This is a genomic window from Stutzerimonas kunmingensis, assembly GCF_014764705.1.
GTDB lineage: Bacteria > Pseudomonadota > Gammaproteobacteria > Pseudomonadales > Pseudomonadaceae > Stutzerimonas.
In genome coordinates, this window is sequence record NZ_JACXXG010000002.1 from 333,098 (window position 1) to 348,156 (window position 15,059).

16 protein-coding genes and 1 pseudogene are annotated in these 15,059 nt (G+C 58.3%); 9 read left to right on the forward strand and 8 right to left on the reverse strand.

The features are described from left to right. Nucleotide 1 precedes the first annotated feature (1 nt). The 3 genes from IEG05_RS03350 to trpC are packed head-to-tail and all read left to right on the forward strand — an operon-like array spanning nucleotide 2 to nucleotide 2,480. Nucleotides 2-595: an aminodeoxychorismate/anthranilate synthase component II gene (locus IEG05_RS03350; RefSeq protein ID WP_191121650.1), complete on the forward strand. Its 594-nt coding sequence runs from the start codon at nucleotides 2-4 to the stop codon at nucleotides 593-595. After that, the gene (trpD, locus tag IEG05_RS03355; protein WP_046621636.1) at nucleotides 595-1,641 is read left to right on the forward strand and encodes an anthranilate phosphoribosyltransferase; all 1,047 of its coding nucleotides are present in this window, start codon (nucleotides 595-597) and stop codon (nucleotides 1,639-1,641) included. Before IEG05_RS03350 ends, trpD begins: the two co-directional genes overlap by 1 nt. Continuing rightward, entirely contained in the window at nucleotides 1,638-2,480 is an 843-nt protein-coding gene (gene trpC, locus IEG05_RS03360; RefSeq protein ID WP_046621639.1) for an indole-3-glycerol phosphate synthase TrpC, read from the forward strand. Before trpD ends, trpC begins: the two co-directional genes overlap by 4 nt. A gap of 45 nt (nucleotides 2,481-2,525) precedes the next feature. Here the strand turns inward: trpC and crp are convergent, their stop codons facing one another. Next, a complete protein-coding gene (gene crp / locus IEG05_RS03365) occupies nucleotides 2,526-3,170 on the reverse strand; it encodes a cAMP-activated global transcriptional regulator CRP (protein WP_026006489.1) in 645 nt (214 codons plus the stop codon). Nucleotides 3,171-3,383: 213 nt separating this feature from the next. On the opposite strand from crp, the gene IEG05_RS03370 reads away from it, so the two are divergent. Together IEG05_RS03370 and speD are read left to right on the forward strand one after the other, a co-directional pair. Then, nucleotides 3,384-3,806: an OsmC family protein gene (locus IEG05_RS03370; protein ID WP_014821655.1), complete on the forward strand. Its 423-nt coding sequence runs from the start codon at nucleotides 3,384-3,386 to the stop codon at nucleotides 3,804-3,806. 210 nt (nucleotides 3,807-4,016) lie between these two features. Beyond that, complete coding sequence (gene speD, locus IEG05_RS03375) at nucleotides 4,017-4,817, forward strand: adenosylmethionine decarboxylase (RefSeq protein ID WP_031297947.1); 801 nt, start codon at nucleotides 4,017-4,019, stop codon at nucleotides 4,815-4,817. Between the two features lie 56 nt (nucleotides 4,818-4,873). Here speD and coq7 read toward each other — a convergent pair whose 3' ends face one another. Beyond that, nucleotides 4,874-5,521, reverse strand: a complete 648-nt coding sequence (gene coq7 / locus IEG05_RS03380; RefSeq protein WP_046621645.1) for a 2-polyprenyl-3-methyl-6-methoxy-1,4-benzoquinone monooxygenase — start codon at nucleotides 5,519-5,521, stop codon at nucleotides 4,874-4,876. A gap of 64 nt (nucleotides 5,522-5,585) precedes the next feature. Beyond that, a complete protein-coding gene (locus tag IEG05_RS03385) occupies nucleotides 5,586-5,927 on the reverse strand; it encodes a histidine triad nucleotide-binding protein (protein WP_046621648.1) in 342 nt (113 codons plus the stop codon). Nucleotides 5,928-6,005: 78 nt separating this feature from the next. Here IEG05_RS03385 and IEG05_RS03390 point away from each other — a divergent pair, with 78 nt between their 5' ends. Beyond that, entirely contained in the window at nucleotides 6,006-7,484 is a 1,479-nt protein-coding gene (locus IEG05_RS03390; RefSeq protein WP_046621650.1) for an AAA family ATPase, read from the forward strand. Between the two features lie 16 nt (nucleotides 7,485-7,500). Here IEG05_RS03390 and IEG05_RS03395 read toward each other — a convergent pair whose 3' ends face one another. After that, a complete protein-coding gene (locus IEG05_RS03395) occupies nucleotides 7,501-8,457 on the reverse strand; it encodes a DUF805 domain-containing protein (RefSeq protein WP_046621654.1) in 957 nt (318 codons plus the stop codon). Nucleotides 8,458-8,588: 131 nt separating this feature from the next. Continuing rightward, nucleotides 8,589-9,017: a protoporphyrinogen oxidase HemJ gene (hemJ, locus tag IEG05_RS03400; protein ID WP_191121651.1), complete on the reverse strand. Its 429-nt coding sequence runs from the start codon at nucleotides 9,015-9,017 to the stop codon at nucleotides 8,589-8,591. Nucleotides 9,018-9,145: 128 nt separating this feature from the next. Here hemJ and argC point away from each other — a divergent pair, with 128 nt between their 5' ends. Next, nucleotides 9,146-10,180, forward strand: a complete 1,035-nt coding sequence (gene argC, locus IEG05_RS03405) for an N-acetyl-gamma-glutamyl-phosphate reductase (RefSeq protein WP_191121652.1) — start codon at nucleotides 9,146-9,148, stop codon at nucleotides 10,178-10,180. 111 nt (nucleotides 10,181-10,291) lie between these two features. After that, nucleotides 10,292-10,642: an iron-sulfur cluster insertion protein ErpA gene (gene erpA, locus IEG05_RS03410; protein WP_003285497.1), complete on the forward strand. Its 351-nt coding sequence runs from the start codon at nucleotides 10,292-10,294 to the stop codon at nucleotides 10,640-10,642. Nucleotides 10,643-10,693: 51 nt separating this feature from the next. On the opposite strand, the gene IEG05_RS03415 is transcribed toward erpA, so the two are convergent. Beyond that, the gene (locus IEG05_RS03415; protein ID WP_191121653.1) at nucleotides 10,694-11,785 is read right to left on the reverse strand and encodes an anhydro-N-acetylmuramic acid kinase; all 1,092 of its coding nucleotides are present in this window, start codon (nucleotides 11,783-11,785) and stop codon (nucleotides 10,694-10,696) included. 2 nt (nucleotides 11,786-11,787) lie between these two features. Continuing rightward, the gene (locus tag IEG05_RS03420; protein WP_191121654.1) at nucleotides 11,788-13,203 is read right to left on the reverse strand and encodes a peptidoglycan DD-metalloendopeptidase family protein; all 1,416 of its coding nucleotides are present in this window, start codon (nucleotides 13,201-13,203) and stop codon (nucleotides 11,788-11,790) included. A gap of 170 nt (nucleotides 13,204-13,373) precedes the next feature. Here IEG05_RS03420 and tyrS point away from each other — a divergent pair, with 170 nt between their 5' ends. Continuing rightward, entirely contained in the window at nucleotides 13,374-14,573 is a 1,200-nt protein-coding gene (gene tyrS, locus IEG05_RS03425) for a tyrosine--tRNA ligase (RefSeq protein WP_046621659.1), read from the forward strand. Between the two features lie 28 nt (nucleotides 14,574-14,601). On the opposite strand, the pseudogene IEG05_RS23215 reads toward tyrS, so the two are convergent. After that, a pseudogene (locus IEG05_RS23215) lies at nucleotides 14,602-15,059 on the reverse strand (hypothetical protein); the annotation flags it as partial.

Genomic DNA, 15,059 nt, shown 5'->3' on the forward strand with positions numbered 1-15,059 from the left:
CATGCTGTTGATGCTGGATAACTACGATTCCTTTACCTACAACGTCGTGCAATACCTCGGCGAGCTCGGTGCCGACGTGAAAGTGGTGCGCAACGACGAACTGAGCGTGGCCGAGATCGAATCGCTGAATCCGGAGCGCATCGTCGTCTCGCCCGGCCCGTGCACGCCGAACGAGGCGGGTGTGTCGCTGGAGCTGATTCGTCATTTCGCCGGCAAGTTGCCCATTCTCGGCGTCTGCCTCGGCCACCAGAGCATTGGCCAGGCCTTCGGTGGCGATGTGGTGCGCGCCCGCCAGGCCATGCACGGCAAAACCAGCCCGGTCTTTCACCATGACCAGGGTGTGTTCGCCGGGCTCAATAATCCGCTGACCGTCACCCGTTACCACTCGCTGGTGGTCAAGCGCGAAACGTTGCCCGAGTCCCTGGAAATCACAGCCTGGACCCAGCTGGACGATGGCTCGGTCGACGAGATCATGGGCTTGCGCCACAAGACGCTGAACATCGAGGGCGTGCAGTTCCACCCCGAATCGATCCTCACAGAACAGGGCCATGAGCTGTTCGCCAATTTTCTGAAGCAGACCGGAGGTGTGCGCTGATGGATATCAAGGAAGCCCTCAACCGCATCGTCGGTCAGCTCGACCTGACCACCGAAGAGATGCAGGCGGTGATGCGCCAGATCATGACCGGTCAATGCACTGATGCGCAGGTCGGTGCGTTCCTCATGGGCATGCGCATGAAGAGCGAAACCATCGACGAGATCGTCGGCGCGGTGCAGGTCATGCGTGAGCTTGCCGCTCCGGTGCGTTTCGAGACCGACAAGCTTGTCGACACCTGTGGCACCGGTGGCGATGGGATGAATATCTTCAACGTGTCCACTGCCGCCTCGTTCGTCGTTGCGGCCGCTGGCGGCAAGGTCGCCAAGCACGGTAACCGCGCGGTATCCGGCAAGAGCGGCAGCGCCGACCTGCTCGAGGCGGCCGGGGTCTTTCTCGACCTGACGCCCGAGCAGGTGGCGCGCAGTGTCGATACGGTCGGCGTCGGCTTTATGTTCGCCCCGGCACATCATGGCGCCATGAAGCACGCGGCCGGCCCGCGCCGCGAACTCGGCCTGCGGACGCTGTTCAACATGCTGGGGCCAATGGCCAACCCGGCCGGCGTCCGCCATCAGGTGCTTGGTGTGTTCAGCAAGGCATTGTGCCGGCCCATGGCGGAGGTGCTGGCGCGTCTGGGCAGCAAGCATGTGCTGGTGGTGCATGCGCAGGATGGGCTGGACGAGATCAGTCTGGCTGCGCCGACGCATGTTGCCGAGCTGAAGGATGGTGAGATCCGTGAATACAGTATTCAGCCCGAGGACTTTGGCATCAAAAGCCAGAGTTTGATCGGCCTGAACGTAGAGGACGCTCAGGGCTCGCTGGCCTTGATCCGCGATGCGCTGGGGCGTCGGCAGAGCGAGAACGGGCAGAAGGCTGCCGACATGATCGTGCTCAACGCTGGCGCTGCGCTTTACGCAGCCGATCTGGCGAGCAGCCTGAAGCAGGGTGTCGAGATGGCGCACGATGCGCTCAGCACCGGACTGGCGCGTGACAAGCTGGAGGAACTGGTTTCCTTCACCGCAGTGTTCAAGCAGGAGAACCAGAAATGAGCGTGCCGACCGTGCTGGAGAAGATTATCGCACGCAAGTTCGAGGAGGTTGCCCAGCGCAGCCGCAAGGTCGAACTAAGCGAGCTTGAGCAGCGTGCGGCGCTGGCCGATCCGGCGCGCGGCTTCGCTGCGGCGCTGGAGCGCCGGGTGCGCAGCAAGGAGCCTGCGGTTATCGCTGAGGTGAAGAAGGCATCGCCGAGTAAAGGGGTCATTCGCGATCCGTTTCTGCCCGCCGAGATTGCTGCGAGCTACGAGGCCGGGGGCGCTGCCTGCCTGTCGGTACTGACTGACATCGATTTCTTTCAGGGCGCCGATGAATATCTGCAGCAGGCGCGGGCGGCTTGCTCGCTGCCGGTTATCCGCAAGGATTTCATGATCGACCCGTATCAGGTGGTCGAGGCGCGAGCGCTCGGCGCCGATTGCATCCTGCTGATCGTCGCGGCACTGGAAGATACCCGCATGCACGAACTGGCGGCAGTGGCCAAGCAGCAGGGGCTGGATGTGCTGGTAGAGGTGCACGACGCTGCCGAACTCGAACGTGCGCTGCGTCTGGAAACGCCGCTGGTGGGCATCAACAACCGCAACCTGCATACCTTCGAGGTCAATCTGGAAACCACGCTGGATCTTCTGCCGCGGATTCCAAAGGATCGTCTGGTGGTGACCGAGAGCGGGATCTTCAATCGTGCCGATGTCGAGCTGATGGAGATAAACCAGGTGTATGCGTTTCTGGTGGGCGAGGCGTTCATGCGTGCTGAACAGCCAGGCGTAGAGCTGCAGCGCCTGTTCTACCCTGATCGTTCGCGCGGCCGTGCGGCCCCTGTCGCTGCCGATCCGGAGTGACCGCCTGCCCGCGCATTGCGCGCTGGCAGGTAGCGGTCTGAAGGGTCAGCGGGTGCCGAACACCACCATGGTCTTGCCTTTGACGTAGACGAGACCCTGCGACTCCAGGCTCTTGAGCACGCGGCCGACCATTTCACGGGAGCAACCAACAATGCGACCGATTTCCTGACGGGTGATCTTGATCTGCATGCCGTCCGGATGGGTCATGGCGTCGGGCTGCTTGCACAGATCCAGCAGCGTGCGCGCGACGCGGCCGGTGACGTCGAGAAAGGCCAGGTCTCCGACCTTGCGCGTGGTGTTGCGCAGGCGTTCGGCCATCTGGCTGCCGAGGGCATAGAGAATGTCCGGATCCTGCTGGGTCAGCTCGCGGAATTTCGCGTAACTCAGCTCGGCCACTTCGCACTCGGTCTTTGCGCGGACCCAGGCGCTACGTTCCTTGTCCGAACCTTCCTTTTCGAAAAGCCCCATCTCTCCGAAAAAGTCGCCCGCGTTCAGGTAAGCGATGATCATCTCGCGGCCGTCATCATCCTCGATAAGGATGGTGACCGAGCCTTTGACGATGAAAAAAAGCGACTCGCAACGGTCGCCAGCGTAAATGATCGTGCTTTTTGCCGTGTACCGCCGTCTATGGCAGTGCGCGAGCAACTTGTCGATATTCTTTATCTTGGGCGTAAGAGAGATAGCTACCATGCTGTGGGTCCCGGATATGTATTCAATAAAGACTGATTATTGTTATATGTGGCTGTCATTCAGCTTTCGTGAGCTTAACAGACCAAGGCGGAGCAGTTGCAAAGTTGCGACAGGCGAAAACGTGTGGGTCAACGCACCTTTAGTCGCGTATGTGACGCTGTCGATTTAAAGGCCCATGCTAAGCTAGCCGCCCTGTTTTTATTGGAGCTGGCGATGAAAGCGCGCATTCAATGGGTCGACGGTGCGATGTTCCTTGGCGAGTCCGGCAGCGGACATGTCGTGGTGATGGATGGCCCGCCCGAGAACGGCGGACGTAACCTTGGCGTACGCCCCATGGAGATGCTGCTACTTGGCCTGGGTGGCTGCAGTAACTTCGATGTAGTGAGCATCCTGAAAAAGTCGCGGCAGGCTGTGGATAGTTGCGAAGTCTTCGTTGAGGCCGACCGTGCATCCGAAGACCCAAAGGTGTTTACCAAGATTCATCTGCGTTTCGTCGTCAAGGGGCGCTCGCTGAAGGAGGCCCAGGTCAAGCGCGCGGTCGAGCTTTCGGCGGAGAAGTACTGCTCGGCCTCAATCATGCTTGGTCGTGCCGGCGTCGAGATCAGCCATGCTTACGAGATTGTCGAGCTCGACTGACCGCTATCGGCTATCTCAATCGATGGGAGTGGGTCTGGTGACGCTTTCGAAAAGCCTCCCGCTCTGCATCATGCGCAGCCCCGATTGATTCGGGTGTCATTCATTCCATTGCAATAACGGCCGTCACCGGCGCGAAGAGGTGTTTACCGTCCTGCTCAGATGCTTCGGTGTCCGACGGGCATGAGCCCCGACAAGAGAATGTTTCCAATGGTGAAAAGCAAACTCAAGCTTCACGGGTTCAACAATCTGACCAAGACCTTGAGCTTCAACATCTACGACATCTGCTATGCCGAGACGTCTGAAGACCAGCAGGCATATGTGCAGTACATCGATGAAGAATACGACGCCGAGCGGCTTACACAGATTCTGACCGATGTTGTAGACATCATTGGTGCCAACATACTCAACATTGCCCGCCAGGATTACGAGCCGCAGGGCGCTAGCGTGACGATTTTGATCTCCGAACAGCCGGTGACGCCAACTGACAGTCAGATCGAGGAGTCGCCTGGCCCGCTGCCCGAAACCATCCTTGCGCACCTCGACAAGAGCCACATCACCGTGCATACCTACCCGGAAATACATCCGGTGGACGGCATTGCCACGTTCCGCGTCGATATCGATGTTTCAACCTGCGGCGTTATCTCGCCGCTGAAGGCGCTCAACTATCTGATCCACCAGTTCGATTCGGATATCGTCACCGTGGATTATCGAGTGCGCGGTTTTACCCGCGATGTCGAGGGCAAGAAGCACTTCATTGATCACGAGATCAACTCGATCCAGAACTACCTGTCTGATGACACGCGCTCGGTCTATCAGATGACCGATGTGAATGTGTACCAGGAGAATCTGTTCCACACCAAGATGCTGCTCAAGGACTTCGAGCTGGAGAATTATCTGTTCGGCGATGCGACCAGCAATCTTTCGCCGGAGCAGCGCAAGCAGGTCGAGAAGCGGTTGCGTCACGAGATGCTGGAAATTTTCTACGCGCGCAACATGCCGCGTCATGCGTAGGCTTCAGCAGCATTGTCATTGATAAGGGCGCTTCGGCGCCCTTTTCGTGGCAAACGTCAGATGCGATAAGTCGCCTTGGTCATGACCTTGGATACCAGGCTCATGCCGAATTTGACCGGGGCTGGAAATCGCAGGCCGCCGGCCTCGATGGCGGCGGTGGAGTGCTGCTGCTCGTCCTCGCGCATCTGCTCGAGAATGGCGCGGGATTTGTCGTCGCTTGCCGGCAGCTGGCCAAGATGCTCGTCCAGGTGCTTGCAGACCTGATCTTCAGTAGCAGCGACGAAGCCCAGACTGATGCGATCGCTGATCAGACCGGCCGTGGCGCCAATCCCGAACGATAGCCCGTAGAAAAGCGGATTGAGCACGCTGGTGTGGCTGCCCAACTGGCGGATGCGTTGTTCACACCAGGCCAGATGGTCGATTTCCTCATCCGCCGCCTGTTCCATCGCCCGACGTACCTGCGGGAGGCGAGCCGTCAGGGCCTGGCCCTGGTACAGCGCCTGGGCGCAGACTTCGCCGGTGTGGTTGATGCGCATCAGGCCGGCAACGTGGCGGGTCTCGCTCTCGCTGAGTTCGGCCTCGTTCTTCAATACCGCCGGCGACAGGCGTGCTGGCTGGCCACTGAAAGGCAACAGCGTGCGCAGGGCCGAATCGGCCTGCATCAGCAAGCGGTCAGCTGGGGAGTAGTGGCGTTGGCTGGTCATATGTCCTCCAGAACAGGTTGAAGCCACGGGCAGTGGATGAGGCTGCAGGTTGGGCGCTTGGCTATCAGCCTGGCGGCCAATGCATCTGCCGCTGACCGAGTACGTGCATGTGAATATGGTTGACCGTCTGCCCGCCTAGGTCGTTGCAGTTCATCACCACGCGAAAACCGTCGTGACACCCTTGCTCTGTGGCCAGGCGTTGCGCAGTCAAGAGGATATGCCCGGCGAGCGCCTTGTCGTGCTCCTCGTTCAGGTCGTGCAAGGTGGCGATATGTTTCTTCGGAATCACCAGAAAGTGCACCGGGGCCTGAGCCGCGATGTCGTGGAAGGCGATAACCTGATCGTCCTCGTAAAGCTTGCGTGCGGGAATTTCCCCGTCCACGATCTTGCAAAACAGACAATCCATGGCGGTTCTCCGGGAGAGCGTCGGTCAAACAGTGTATCAGGGCATATGAGCCGTGGTGAGGCTGTACAGGGAGGTGATGTGAAGAACGATATTCATGATCTGGGTTTGGTTCTGGATTCGAGAGTCCGACTGGTGCTGGTTGAGTCCTGGGACGAGCGCAGAGTGCTCGAGACGCTGACGGGGCTTGCCATGCGCCAAGGCTTGGGCTTCTACCTGTGGTCGGCGACCGAGGGGGTGCGCCATCTGTCCTTTGGCGGCGAGCTGCAGGGCGGCGAGGAAAGCTGCGCGCCGGACGTGGCGCTGAAACTGGTGAAGCACGATCCCCGGGCGAACCTGTACGTCTTCTGCGATCTGCATCCGTTTCTCGATGAGCCGAAGTTGGTGCGGCTGCTGAAGGACATTGCGATGAGTGAAGCGCCTGTGGCGCCGACCCTCGTGCTGGTGTCGCATGCGCTCAAGCTGCCGCCTGAAGTGCAACGCTACGCTGCACGCTTCAGCCTTTCGCTGCCGTCCGAGGAAGAGCTGCTTGCCATTGTCCGCGAGGAAGCCACCCGCTGGAGCGAGCGTAATCGCGGTGCTCGCGTTCGCACCGACAATCGCACGTTGCAGCAGGTGGTGAAGAATCTGCGTGGCCTGAGCCATGCAGAGGCGCGGGCGCTGGCACGCAATGTCATCTGTGATGACGGTGCGATCACCCAGGAGGATCTTCCCGAGCTCAATCGCAGCAAGTTTCAGCTGCTGGATCTCGATGGGGTGCTGGGGTTCGAATACGAGACGGCCCGCTTCGCGGAGGTGGGTGGTCTGGCCAATTTCAAACGTTGGTTGGCGGAGCGGCAGGGCGCGTTTCTGGATGGTCAGGGCGATGATCTACCGCGCGGCGTGATGCTGGTCGGGGTGCAAGGTGGCGGCAAGAGCCTCGCCGCCAAGGCGGTCGCCGGTCTGTGGGGGCTGCCGTTGCTGCGGTTGGATTTCGCCTGCTTGTACAACAAGTATTTCGGTGAAACCGAGCGTAACCTGCGTGAAGCGCTGACCCTCGCGGAACAGATGGCGCCTTGCGTTTTGTGGATGGACGAGATCGAAAAAGGTTTGGCGACCGGCGATATGGATGGCGGCGTAAGCCAGCGGGTACTGGGCACCCTGCTGACGTGGATGGCCGAGCGTACCGCGCCGGTATTCATGGTGGCTACGGCAAACGCCATCGATCGGCTGCCTGCAGAGCTGCTGCGAAAGGGGCGATTCGACGAACTCTTCTTCGTGGATTTGCCAGATCTCGCGACGCGTGCGGATATCTTCCGCATCCATCTCACGCGACGCGAACTGCAACCTGATGATATGGGGCTGATGGTGCTGGCCGGGTCGAGTGATGGTTTCTCCGGCGCCGAGATCGAGCAGGTGGTGGTCAGCGCGGTTTATGCCGGCCAGGCCCAGCAACGGGATGTCGATCAAGCGATGCTGCTCGACTGCATTCGTGCAACATCGCCGTTGTCGGTTGTCATGGCCGAGCGCCTCGATGCACTGCGGGAGTGGGCAAGGGGGCGCACGGTACAAGCCGATTGAGGGTCTGCTTCAGCAGCTAGAAGCCGGCTCCCTGACGCATTTCCACCAGCGCGGGGATGGTCAGCGCCGCCACTAGGCCGGAGATGATCAACAGCAGCCACAGCGCGGCGAGGATCTTCACCGACCGGCTGTTGGGCGGTGGTGGCGAACCATAGCGATTGACTTCCCGACTCCCCGGCATCAGCAGCATGACGAAGGGAAACAGGCTGCCCAGCACCGGGACCAGATTGAGCAGGATCAGCCAGCCGGACCAGCCGAAGTCATGCAGGCGCTGAACGCCGATCTGCACGCTGACCACGAGCATGCCGATGCCGATCAAGCCCATGCAGATGAGCCCCATCGTGCTGGAGATTGCCATCATGATTGCGGCGACACCGAACAAGCCCGTGGCCGCGAACATGATCACCAGTGACCACGCTAGATAACGCAGACGGCCAATCCGGCCAGTGACGGAAAAAGGCTTGAGGTCGCCATGTCGAGGCATTGCTTCGCTGACGTTTGCAGAAGGCGGGGCGTAAGGTGACACCGTTGCGCTGGCGCCCTGAGGCGCAGCACTCTCATGAAGCTGCGCCTGACGCGCCAGATACTTCTCGATGATGATGCCGCACATACTGCACTCATTGGCGTGGCTTTGTGCGTGCCCGCATTTAGGACATGTCATGAGCGCGGTAGGTGGGTTGTCGCCTTGGGCCGCCGCCAGTTCTTCATCCGTCTGCACAAGGCTCAGGGTGGGGCTGGTGTGCTCAGGCTCTTTGTATGCCCTGGCGCCCGCGCGGTGCAGCGCGCCGATGTACTTGTCGGCTTCCTGGCTGCTCAGCTTGCTTTTGATCACGGCCGCCTGGCCACTGAACAATCGCTCGACCTTGCTTGGGTCGGTCTTGAACAGAACGGCCAGGTTTGCCTTTACCGCATCGAGCGGCATGTCGGGCATAAGTTCGCCGGTGAAGACGATTTTGAATTGAGATTGTTGCATGTGGCGTCCGTGTCACAGGGATGGTTGCGGCAGATTAGGGGGGAGGAACAGCGGATACAACAACGTATGCTCCGGTTTCCGAGTCAGGTAACACAATGCTCGCGAACTCAACTGATCAGCTGTCGGCCAGCTCAGAAGGGCCTGACGACGACAAGGATCACGATGGCCAGCAGAAACAGGACCGGGACCTCATTGAACCAGCGATAGAACACGTGCCCGCGAATGTTCTCGTCACGAGCAAACCGCTTCAGTTGTGCGCCGCATACGTGGTGATAGCCGACCAATACAAGGACCAGCGCCAACTTGGCGTGAAGCCAGCCGCCTGTACCGAACAAACCGGGATTCAGAATGACCATCCATATGCCAAACACCAGCGTGGCGATCATGGAAGGAAGCATGATGCCGCGGTAAAGCTTACGCTCCATGATCTTGAAGCGCTCTCGACTGAGCTCATCCTCACTCATCGCGTGATAAACGAACAGGCGAGGAAGATAGAAAAGTCCGGCGAACCAGCAGACGACGGCGATGATGTGCAGTGCTTTGAGCCAAAGGTAGAGCATCTATGGAATCCTGCGGGGGCGAATGCGTCGATAGTAGTGGCTGCGTTCGCCCCCGTCATCCCGGCGGTTGGCCCGCGATCAAAGCAGCTTTATCATCGCGCTTTTACGTTTCCAGTTGAGGGCAGGTCATGATCAAGGTCGGTATCGTTGGCGGCACAGGCTATACGGGCGTCGAATTGCTGCGCCTGCTTGCTCAGCATCCGCAGGCCGAAGTGGCTGTCATCACCTCCCGCTCTGAGGATGGGGTGAAGGTCACCGACATGTACCCCAATCTGCGAGGCCACTACGACGACCTCGCTTTCAGTGTTCCGGACGCAGCAACATTGGGTGGATGCGACGTGGTGTTCTTCGCGACCCCTCATGGCGTCGCCCACGCACTTGCTGGCGAGTTGCTGGCAGCCGGAACCCGAGTCATTGATTTGTCCGCTGATTTCCGCCTGCAGGATGCCGAAGAGTGGGCGAAATGGTACGGGCAGGCTCACGGTGCGCCTGAACTGCTCGCTGAGGCCGTGTACGGACTGCCTGAAGTCAATCGCGAGCAGATCAGAAAGGCACGCCTGATTGCCGTTCCTGGCTGTTACCCGACCGCTACCCAGCTGGGCTTTCTACCGCTGCTTGAAAATGGTCTTGCAGATGCCTCGCGCTTGATTGCGGATTGCAAGTCGGGCGTCAGCGGTGCCGGGCGCGCAGCGAAGATCGGCTCCCTGTTCACCGAGGCTGGCGAAAGCATGATGGCGTATGCGGTCAAAGGGCACCGACATCTGCCGGAGATCAGTCAAGGTCTGCGCCGAGCCGCGCAAGGTGACGTCGGGCTGACTTTTGTTCCGCACCTGACTCCGATGATCCGTGGTATCCACGCGACGCTGTACGCCACCGTTGCCGATACTTCCGTGGATCTGCAGCGCCTTTATGAGCGCCGTTATGCCAACGAGCCGTTCGTCGATGTGATGCCGGCCGGCAGTCATCCGGAGACACGTAGCGTGCGTGGCGCTAACGTTTGCCGCATTGCCGTACATCGTCCGCATGACGGTGACCTGGTGGTCGTGCTGTCCGTGATCGACAACCTGGTGAAAGGCGCATCCGGCCAGGCGATCCAGAATATGAATATCCTGTTCGATCTGAATGAAAAACTGGGGCTTGGAAATGTGGCGCTCCTGCCATAAACCGGTTTTCACATCGGGGCGCTGAAGCTGGTCGAATAGTTGACCGGTTTTGTCAGGAAAGCCGATAATGCACCGTCAATGCAGTAGGGCGTTTCACGCCAGGAGAAACCAATGAGTGTCGAATCCTTCACGCCCACCGCCATCCAGTTCAGTCAGGGGGCGGCAAGCAAGGTGAAGAGCTTGGTCGATGAGGAAGGCAATCCGCGCTTGAAGCTGCGGGTCTTCGTCACTGGAGGCGGCTGCTCGGGTTTCCAGTACGGCTTTACTTTCGATGAAGATGTGGCCGACGACGATACGATCATCGAGCGAGAGGGCGTAAGTCTCGTGGTCGACCCCATGAGCTACCAGTACTTGGCTGGTGCAGAAGTGGACTACCAAGAAGGGCTGGAAGGCTCTCGTTTCGTGATCAAGAATCCAAACGCGACGACTACCTGTGGTTGCGGACAGTCGTTTTCTATCTGATGTCTTTGGCCTCGAAGCGCCGTGCACTGCACGGCGTTTCCGTTTCTGGCATCAAGCGGGATAGATGGCGCCAAGGATTCGAGAGCCCCGTGCGCCAGTGACCGCGGGACGATTTGCCGGGATGCCTTCCAGGCAGCAGTGGGCCAACCATGCAAATGCCATCGCCTCCACCCAGTCTGCCGGCACCCCTTCGCTGTCTGTGCTTTTGACCTCACAGGTCGGGGCTAGCACCTGTAACCTTCGCATCAGCGCAGCGTTATGCGCCCCACCACCGCAGACAAGCAATTCCTCAACGTTCAGCTGAGTGGCGATGAGTGACTCGGCTATGCTCCTCGCAGTAAGTTCGAGCAGCGTCGCCTGGACATCTGCAGGCTGCAGATATTTCCGTTCAGCGAGAAGTCTATCCAGCCAGGCCAGGTTGAAAAGCTCGCGTCCGGTGCTTTTGGGTCCCTGAGTTTTGAAAAACTCTTCGTTGAGCATCAAGGTGAGTAGGTCCTCATCCACGATGCCGGTTGTCGCCCAATCGCCGTTGCGGTCGTATGCCAAACACTTGTGGCGCTGAATCCAGGCGTCCATCAGGACGTTGCCGGGCCCACAATCGAAGCCATGGGTAGGGTTGCCCGGATATAGAATGCTGAGATTGCTGAATCCCCCGATGTTCAGAATCGCGCGGACTCGCTGGGAATTGCCAAAGATGGATTCGTGGAAAGCGGGCACGAGCGGTGCGCCATGTCCGCCGGCAGCAACGTCGCGTCGGCGAAAATCCCCAACCACGGTTATGCCGGTCAATTCTGCCAATAGAGCGGGGTTGCCGATTTGAATCGTGAACCCGAGATGGGGTTCATGCCTGATAGTTTGACCGTGGCTGCCAATAGCGCGTATCGACTGCGGGGCAAGCTGCTGTTCGGTGAGCAGCTGATCAACCGTTTCTGCTGCGAGCGTAGCCCACTGGTTCTCAGCAATAGCTGCGCGCTTCAGCTCGTCCCGCCCAGACGAGCACAAGGCGAGTAGGTCTTGCTTTAGCTTGGCAGGCATTTCCTGAAAGCGGGTGGCTATTAGCCGAGTGCGGGTGGTCTGCTCGATGAGCGCGATGTCCAGGCCATCAAGACTGGTGCCGGACATCACTCCCAGATAAAGAGCCACGATTACTGCTGGTTGAGGGCCAATACGGTGGCCTTCTCTTCGTCCATCCGTGCCATCAGAGGCTGGCTCAGTTGCATGAAGCGCTGCTTTTCGTTGCGAGCGATCGGATCTGCCATCGGTAGTTTCAGGCCTAGCGGATCGACATGAACGCCGTCGACCTGGAACTCATAATGCAGATGCGGGCCGGTGGAAAGGCCGGTGGTGCCGATGTAGCCAATGATCTGACCTTGCTTTACAGCGGATCCATTACGCACACCTTTGGCAAAACCTTGCATGTGCGCATAGAGGGTGCGGTAGCGCTGGCCGTGCTGGATGATCACCGTGTTGCCATAGCCACCCTTGCGCCCGGCAAGCAGTACTTTGCCGTCACCGGCGCTTTTGATCGGCGTCCCGTGCGGGGCTGCATAATCAACCCCTTTGTGCGCTCGGATCTTGTTCAGGATCGGATGTTTGCGACCATTGGAAAAGCGAGAGCTGATACGTGCAAAGTCTACTGGCGTTCGGATGAATGCTTTGCGCATGCTGGTACCGTCAGCATTGTAATAGCTGGTGGCTCCATCCTTATTGGTGTAACGAACGGCGGAATAGGTTTTGCCCCGATTGGTAAATCGTGCCGCGAGGATATTGCCGGTACCGACGCGTTGCCCCTCTACGGTCTTCTCTTCATAAATAACTTCGAAGCTGTCGCCTTTGCGAATGTCGAGTGCAAAGTCGATGTCGTAGCCAAATACGTTGGCCAGATCCATAGTCAGGTTATGGCTGAGGCCCGCGCGCTTCGCGGCTAGAAACAGACTGCTATCAATCTCACCGCGAGCGTATACGGAGCTGATTTCGGGCTTGATCTGTTCTTTTCTGAATGAATAACCGTCAGGTGTCTTCTCTAGCGCCAGCGTTTCCAGGCTGTTGAGTTTGCTGCGTAGGCCGGCTAGCCCGCCTTGCTCAGTCAGTTGAAACTCAAGGGACTGGCCGATCTTCAAGCGGGAAAACTGTTTGGCATCCTTGCTGCTCGACAGGACGGTATGCATGACGGATGGGGAAAGGCCCACTTTGGAAAATACTGTCGATAGCGTATCCCCATTGGCCACGACCACGGTCTTCGTCAGAGAGTCTGACTCTGGAGCGGGGGCCTGGGTGAGCTCCTCTTCTTCCAGTAGCTCAGCATTCTTGGCCTCGGATGATGTGCCCAGCGCGGCAGTTGCAGCGAAGGGAGACTCGACCAGGCCTGGTTGGCTGTCGCCGGGCTCGACGACAATTTGTCCAGAGGAGGACTCGAGCTTCAAGTCAATGAAGGTCTTCTTCGCCTCGACTTCACGTGATGGGAATACAAGCAGCGCCAGGCTCAGCAGCGCAGCTACACCACTGGCAGCCAGAAGATGGCTCTTGGGGTAGTTCGGAGCTTTTGATTTGGAAGGCATCATTGGGCTTCTGGCATATTTTTGCACGGGAAATAACTGTCTAAAATATAAGCAAAGCGCATCGGAGGCAACCCTTGTGGCTGCTGAGCTGCTGGTCGGTACAAGCGCGCTGCTTGTAATCGGCCGTCGATCTTGTAAGGTTGTCGCCCTTTAATAATGGTACGGGGCTTGCCATGAAGTCGGTTGAAGAGCAACTGTCGGTGATCAAACGGGGCGCTGATGAGGTGCTCGTCGAATCGGAGCTGGTCACTAAGCTTGAGCGAGGCGAGCCGTTGCGCGTCAAAGCGGGATTCGACCCTACCGCTCCCGATCTTCATCTCGGGCATACCGTGCTCATTAATAAGATGCGCCAGCTTCAGGACTTGGGGCATCAGGTGATCTTCCTTATAGGGGATTTCACGGGAATGATTGGTGATCCAAGTGGCAAAAGCGCCACACGGCCCCCTTTGACTAGGGAGCAGGTCCTCGAGAACGCCGAAACTTACAAGTCCCAGGTTTTTAAGATACTGGATCCCGCAAAGACCGAGGTGGCGTTCAATTCAACCTGGATGGACAAGCTGACCCCAGCCGACTTTATCCGTCTAGCTTCTCAATATACTGTCGCTCGTATGCTTGAGCGTGATGATTTCAGTAAGCGCTACTCCACGAACCAGCCGATAGCCATCCATGAGTTCCTCTATCCGCTCGTCCAGGGGTATGACTCGGTTGCGTTGAGGGCTGACATAGAACTCGGAGGGACTGACCAGAAATTCAACTTGCTTATGGGGCGTGAGCTTCAGCGGTCGTACGGTCAGGCCTCGCAGTGCGTGGTGACCATGCCGTTGCTTGAGGGGCTGGATGGAGTGAAGAAGATGTCCAAGTCCCTTGGCAATTACGTTGGGATCCAAGAAGCACCAGGCGTCATGTATAGCAAGTTGGTCTCGATCCCTGATTCGCTCATGTGGCGGTACTTCGAGCTGCTCAGCTTCCGGTCGCAGGGTGAGCTCGATGAGTTTCGTGCTGATGTCGAGCGGGGATCCAATCCCCGGGATATCAAGATCAAGTTGGCCGAGGAGATCGTTGCGCGTTTCCATGGGGACGAAGCGGCTGCGGCTGCGCATCGTTCTGCGGGTAATCGGATGAAGGAGGGTGAGCTTCCCGAAGACCTTCCGGAAATCGAACTGGTCTCTGATCAGGACATGCCCATTGCGTCGGTCCTTAATAAGGCGGCGCTGGTCAAGAATGCAGCTGTCGCGCGTGACTTGCTGGGTTCTAGCGGTGTCCGTGTTGACGGGCAGGTAGTGGATCGTGGTTTCGTATTCAGGCTTGGCGCGACCCATGTTTGTCAGGCTGGAAAGAAGTCGTTCGCGCGTATTTCCCTCAAGGCAGAATAAAACTGAAATAAACGGTTGACGTTGATTTTCAGGCTCCTATAATGCGCACCACTTCCGGCGCAGTCCTTAAGCAAAACCTCTTGTAAATCAAAAGGTTAGCGAAATAAAAGGGTTGCACGGATGGCGGATTCGAGTAGAATGCGCCGGGCTGGCAGGGTGGTGGTTGAATCCTGTTGGTGGCTTCGGTCGGGTTGATCGGAGGCGGTTGACAGCGGATTTGAACGCTGTATGATTCGCCTCCCGCTGACGAGAGACGCAAGTTGATCTGAAGCGCAAGCGGTTGAGAAGAAAGAAAAACTTCTTCAAAAACAGCTTGACAGGTAACAGGGCTGCTGTAGAATGCGCGGCCTCGGTTGAGACGAAAGACTTGATCGAAACGCTCTTTAACAACTGAATCAAGCAATTCGTGTGGGTGCTTGTGAATGTAAGACTGATGGTCAGATAGATTATCAGCATCACAAAGCAACACTCGTTTATTCGAGAGTT

Excerpts from the sequence above, each read along its gene's own strand:
- IEG05_RS03350 (WP_191121650.1), top strand. The coding sequence starts at position 2 with ATGCTGTTGATGCTGGATAACTACGATTCCTTTACCTACAACGTCGTG.
- trpD (WP_046621636.1), top strand. The coding sequence starts at position 595 with ATGGATATCAAGGAAGCCCTCAACCGCATCGTCGGTCAGCTCGACCTG.
- trpC (WP_046621639.1), top strand. The coding sequence starts at position 1,638 with ATGAGCGTGCCGACCGTGCTGGAGAAGATTATCGCACGCAAGTTCGAG.
- crp (WP_026006489.1), bottom strand. The coding sequence starts at position 3,170 with ATGGTAGCTATCTCTCTTACGCCCAAGATAAAGAATATCGACAAGTTG.
- IEG05_RS03370 (WP_014821655.1), top strand. The coding sequence starts at position 3,384 with ATGAAAGCGCGCATTCAATGGGTCGACGGTGCGATGTTCCTTGGCGAG.
- coq7 (WP_046621645.1), bottom strand. The coding sequence starts at position 5,521 with ATGACCAGCCAACGCCACTACTCCCCAGCTGACCGCTTGCTGATGCAG.
- IEG05_RS03385 (WP_046621648.1), bottom strand. The coding sequence starts at position 5,927 with ATGGATTGTCTGTTTTGCAAGATCGTGGACGGGGAAATTCCCGCACGC.
- IEG05_RS03395 (WP_046621654.1), bottom strand. The coding sequence starts at position 8,457 with ATGCAACAATCTCAATTCAAAATCGTCTTCACCGGCGAACTTATGCCC.
- hemJ (WP_191121651.1), bottom strand. The coding sequence starts at position 9,017 with ATGCTCTACCTTTGGCTCAAAGCACTGCACATCATCGCCGTCGTCTGC.
- argC (WP_191121652.1), top strand. The coding sequence starts at position 9,146 with ATGATCAAGGTCGGTATCGTTGGCGGCACAGGCTATACGGGCGTCGAA.
- erpA (WP_003285497.1), top strand. The coding sequence starts at position 10,292 with ATGAGTGTCGAATCCTTCACGCCCACCGCCATCCAGTTCAGTCAGGGG.
- IEG05_RS03420 (WP_191121654.1), bottom strand. The coding sequence starts at position 13,203 with ATGATGCCTTCCAAATCAAAAGCTCCGAACTACCCCAAGAGCCATCTT.
- tyrS (WP_046621659.1), top strand. The coding sequence starts at position 13,374 with ATGAAGTCGGTTGAAGAGCAACTGTCGGTGATCAAACGGGGCGCTGAT.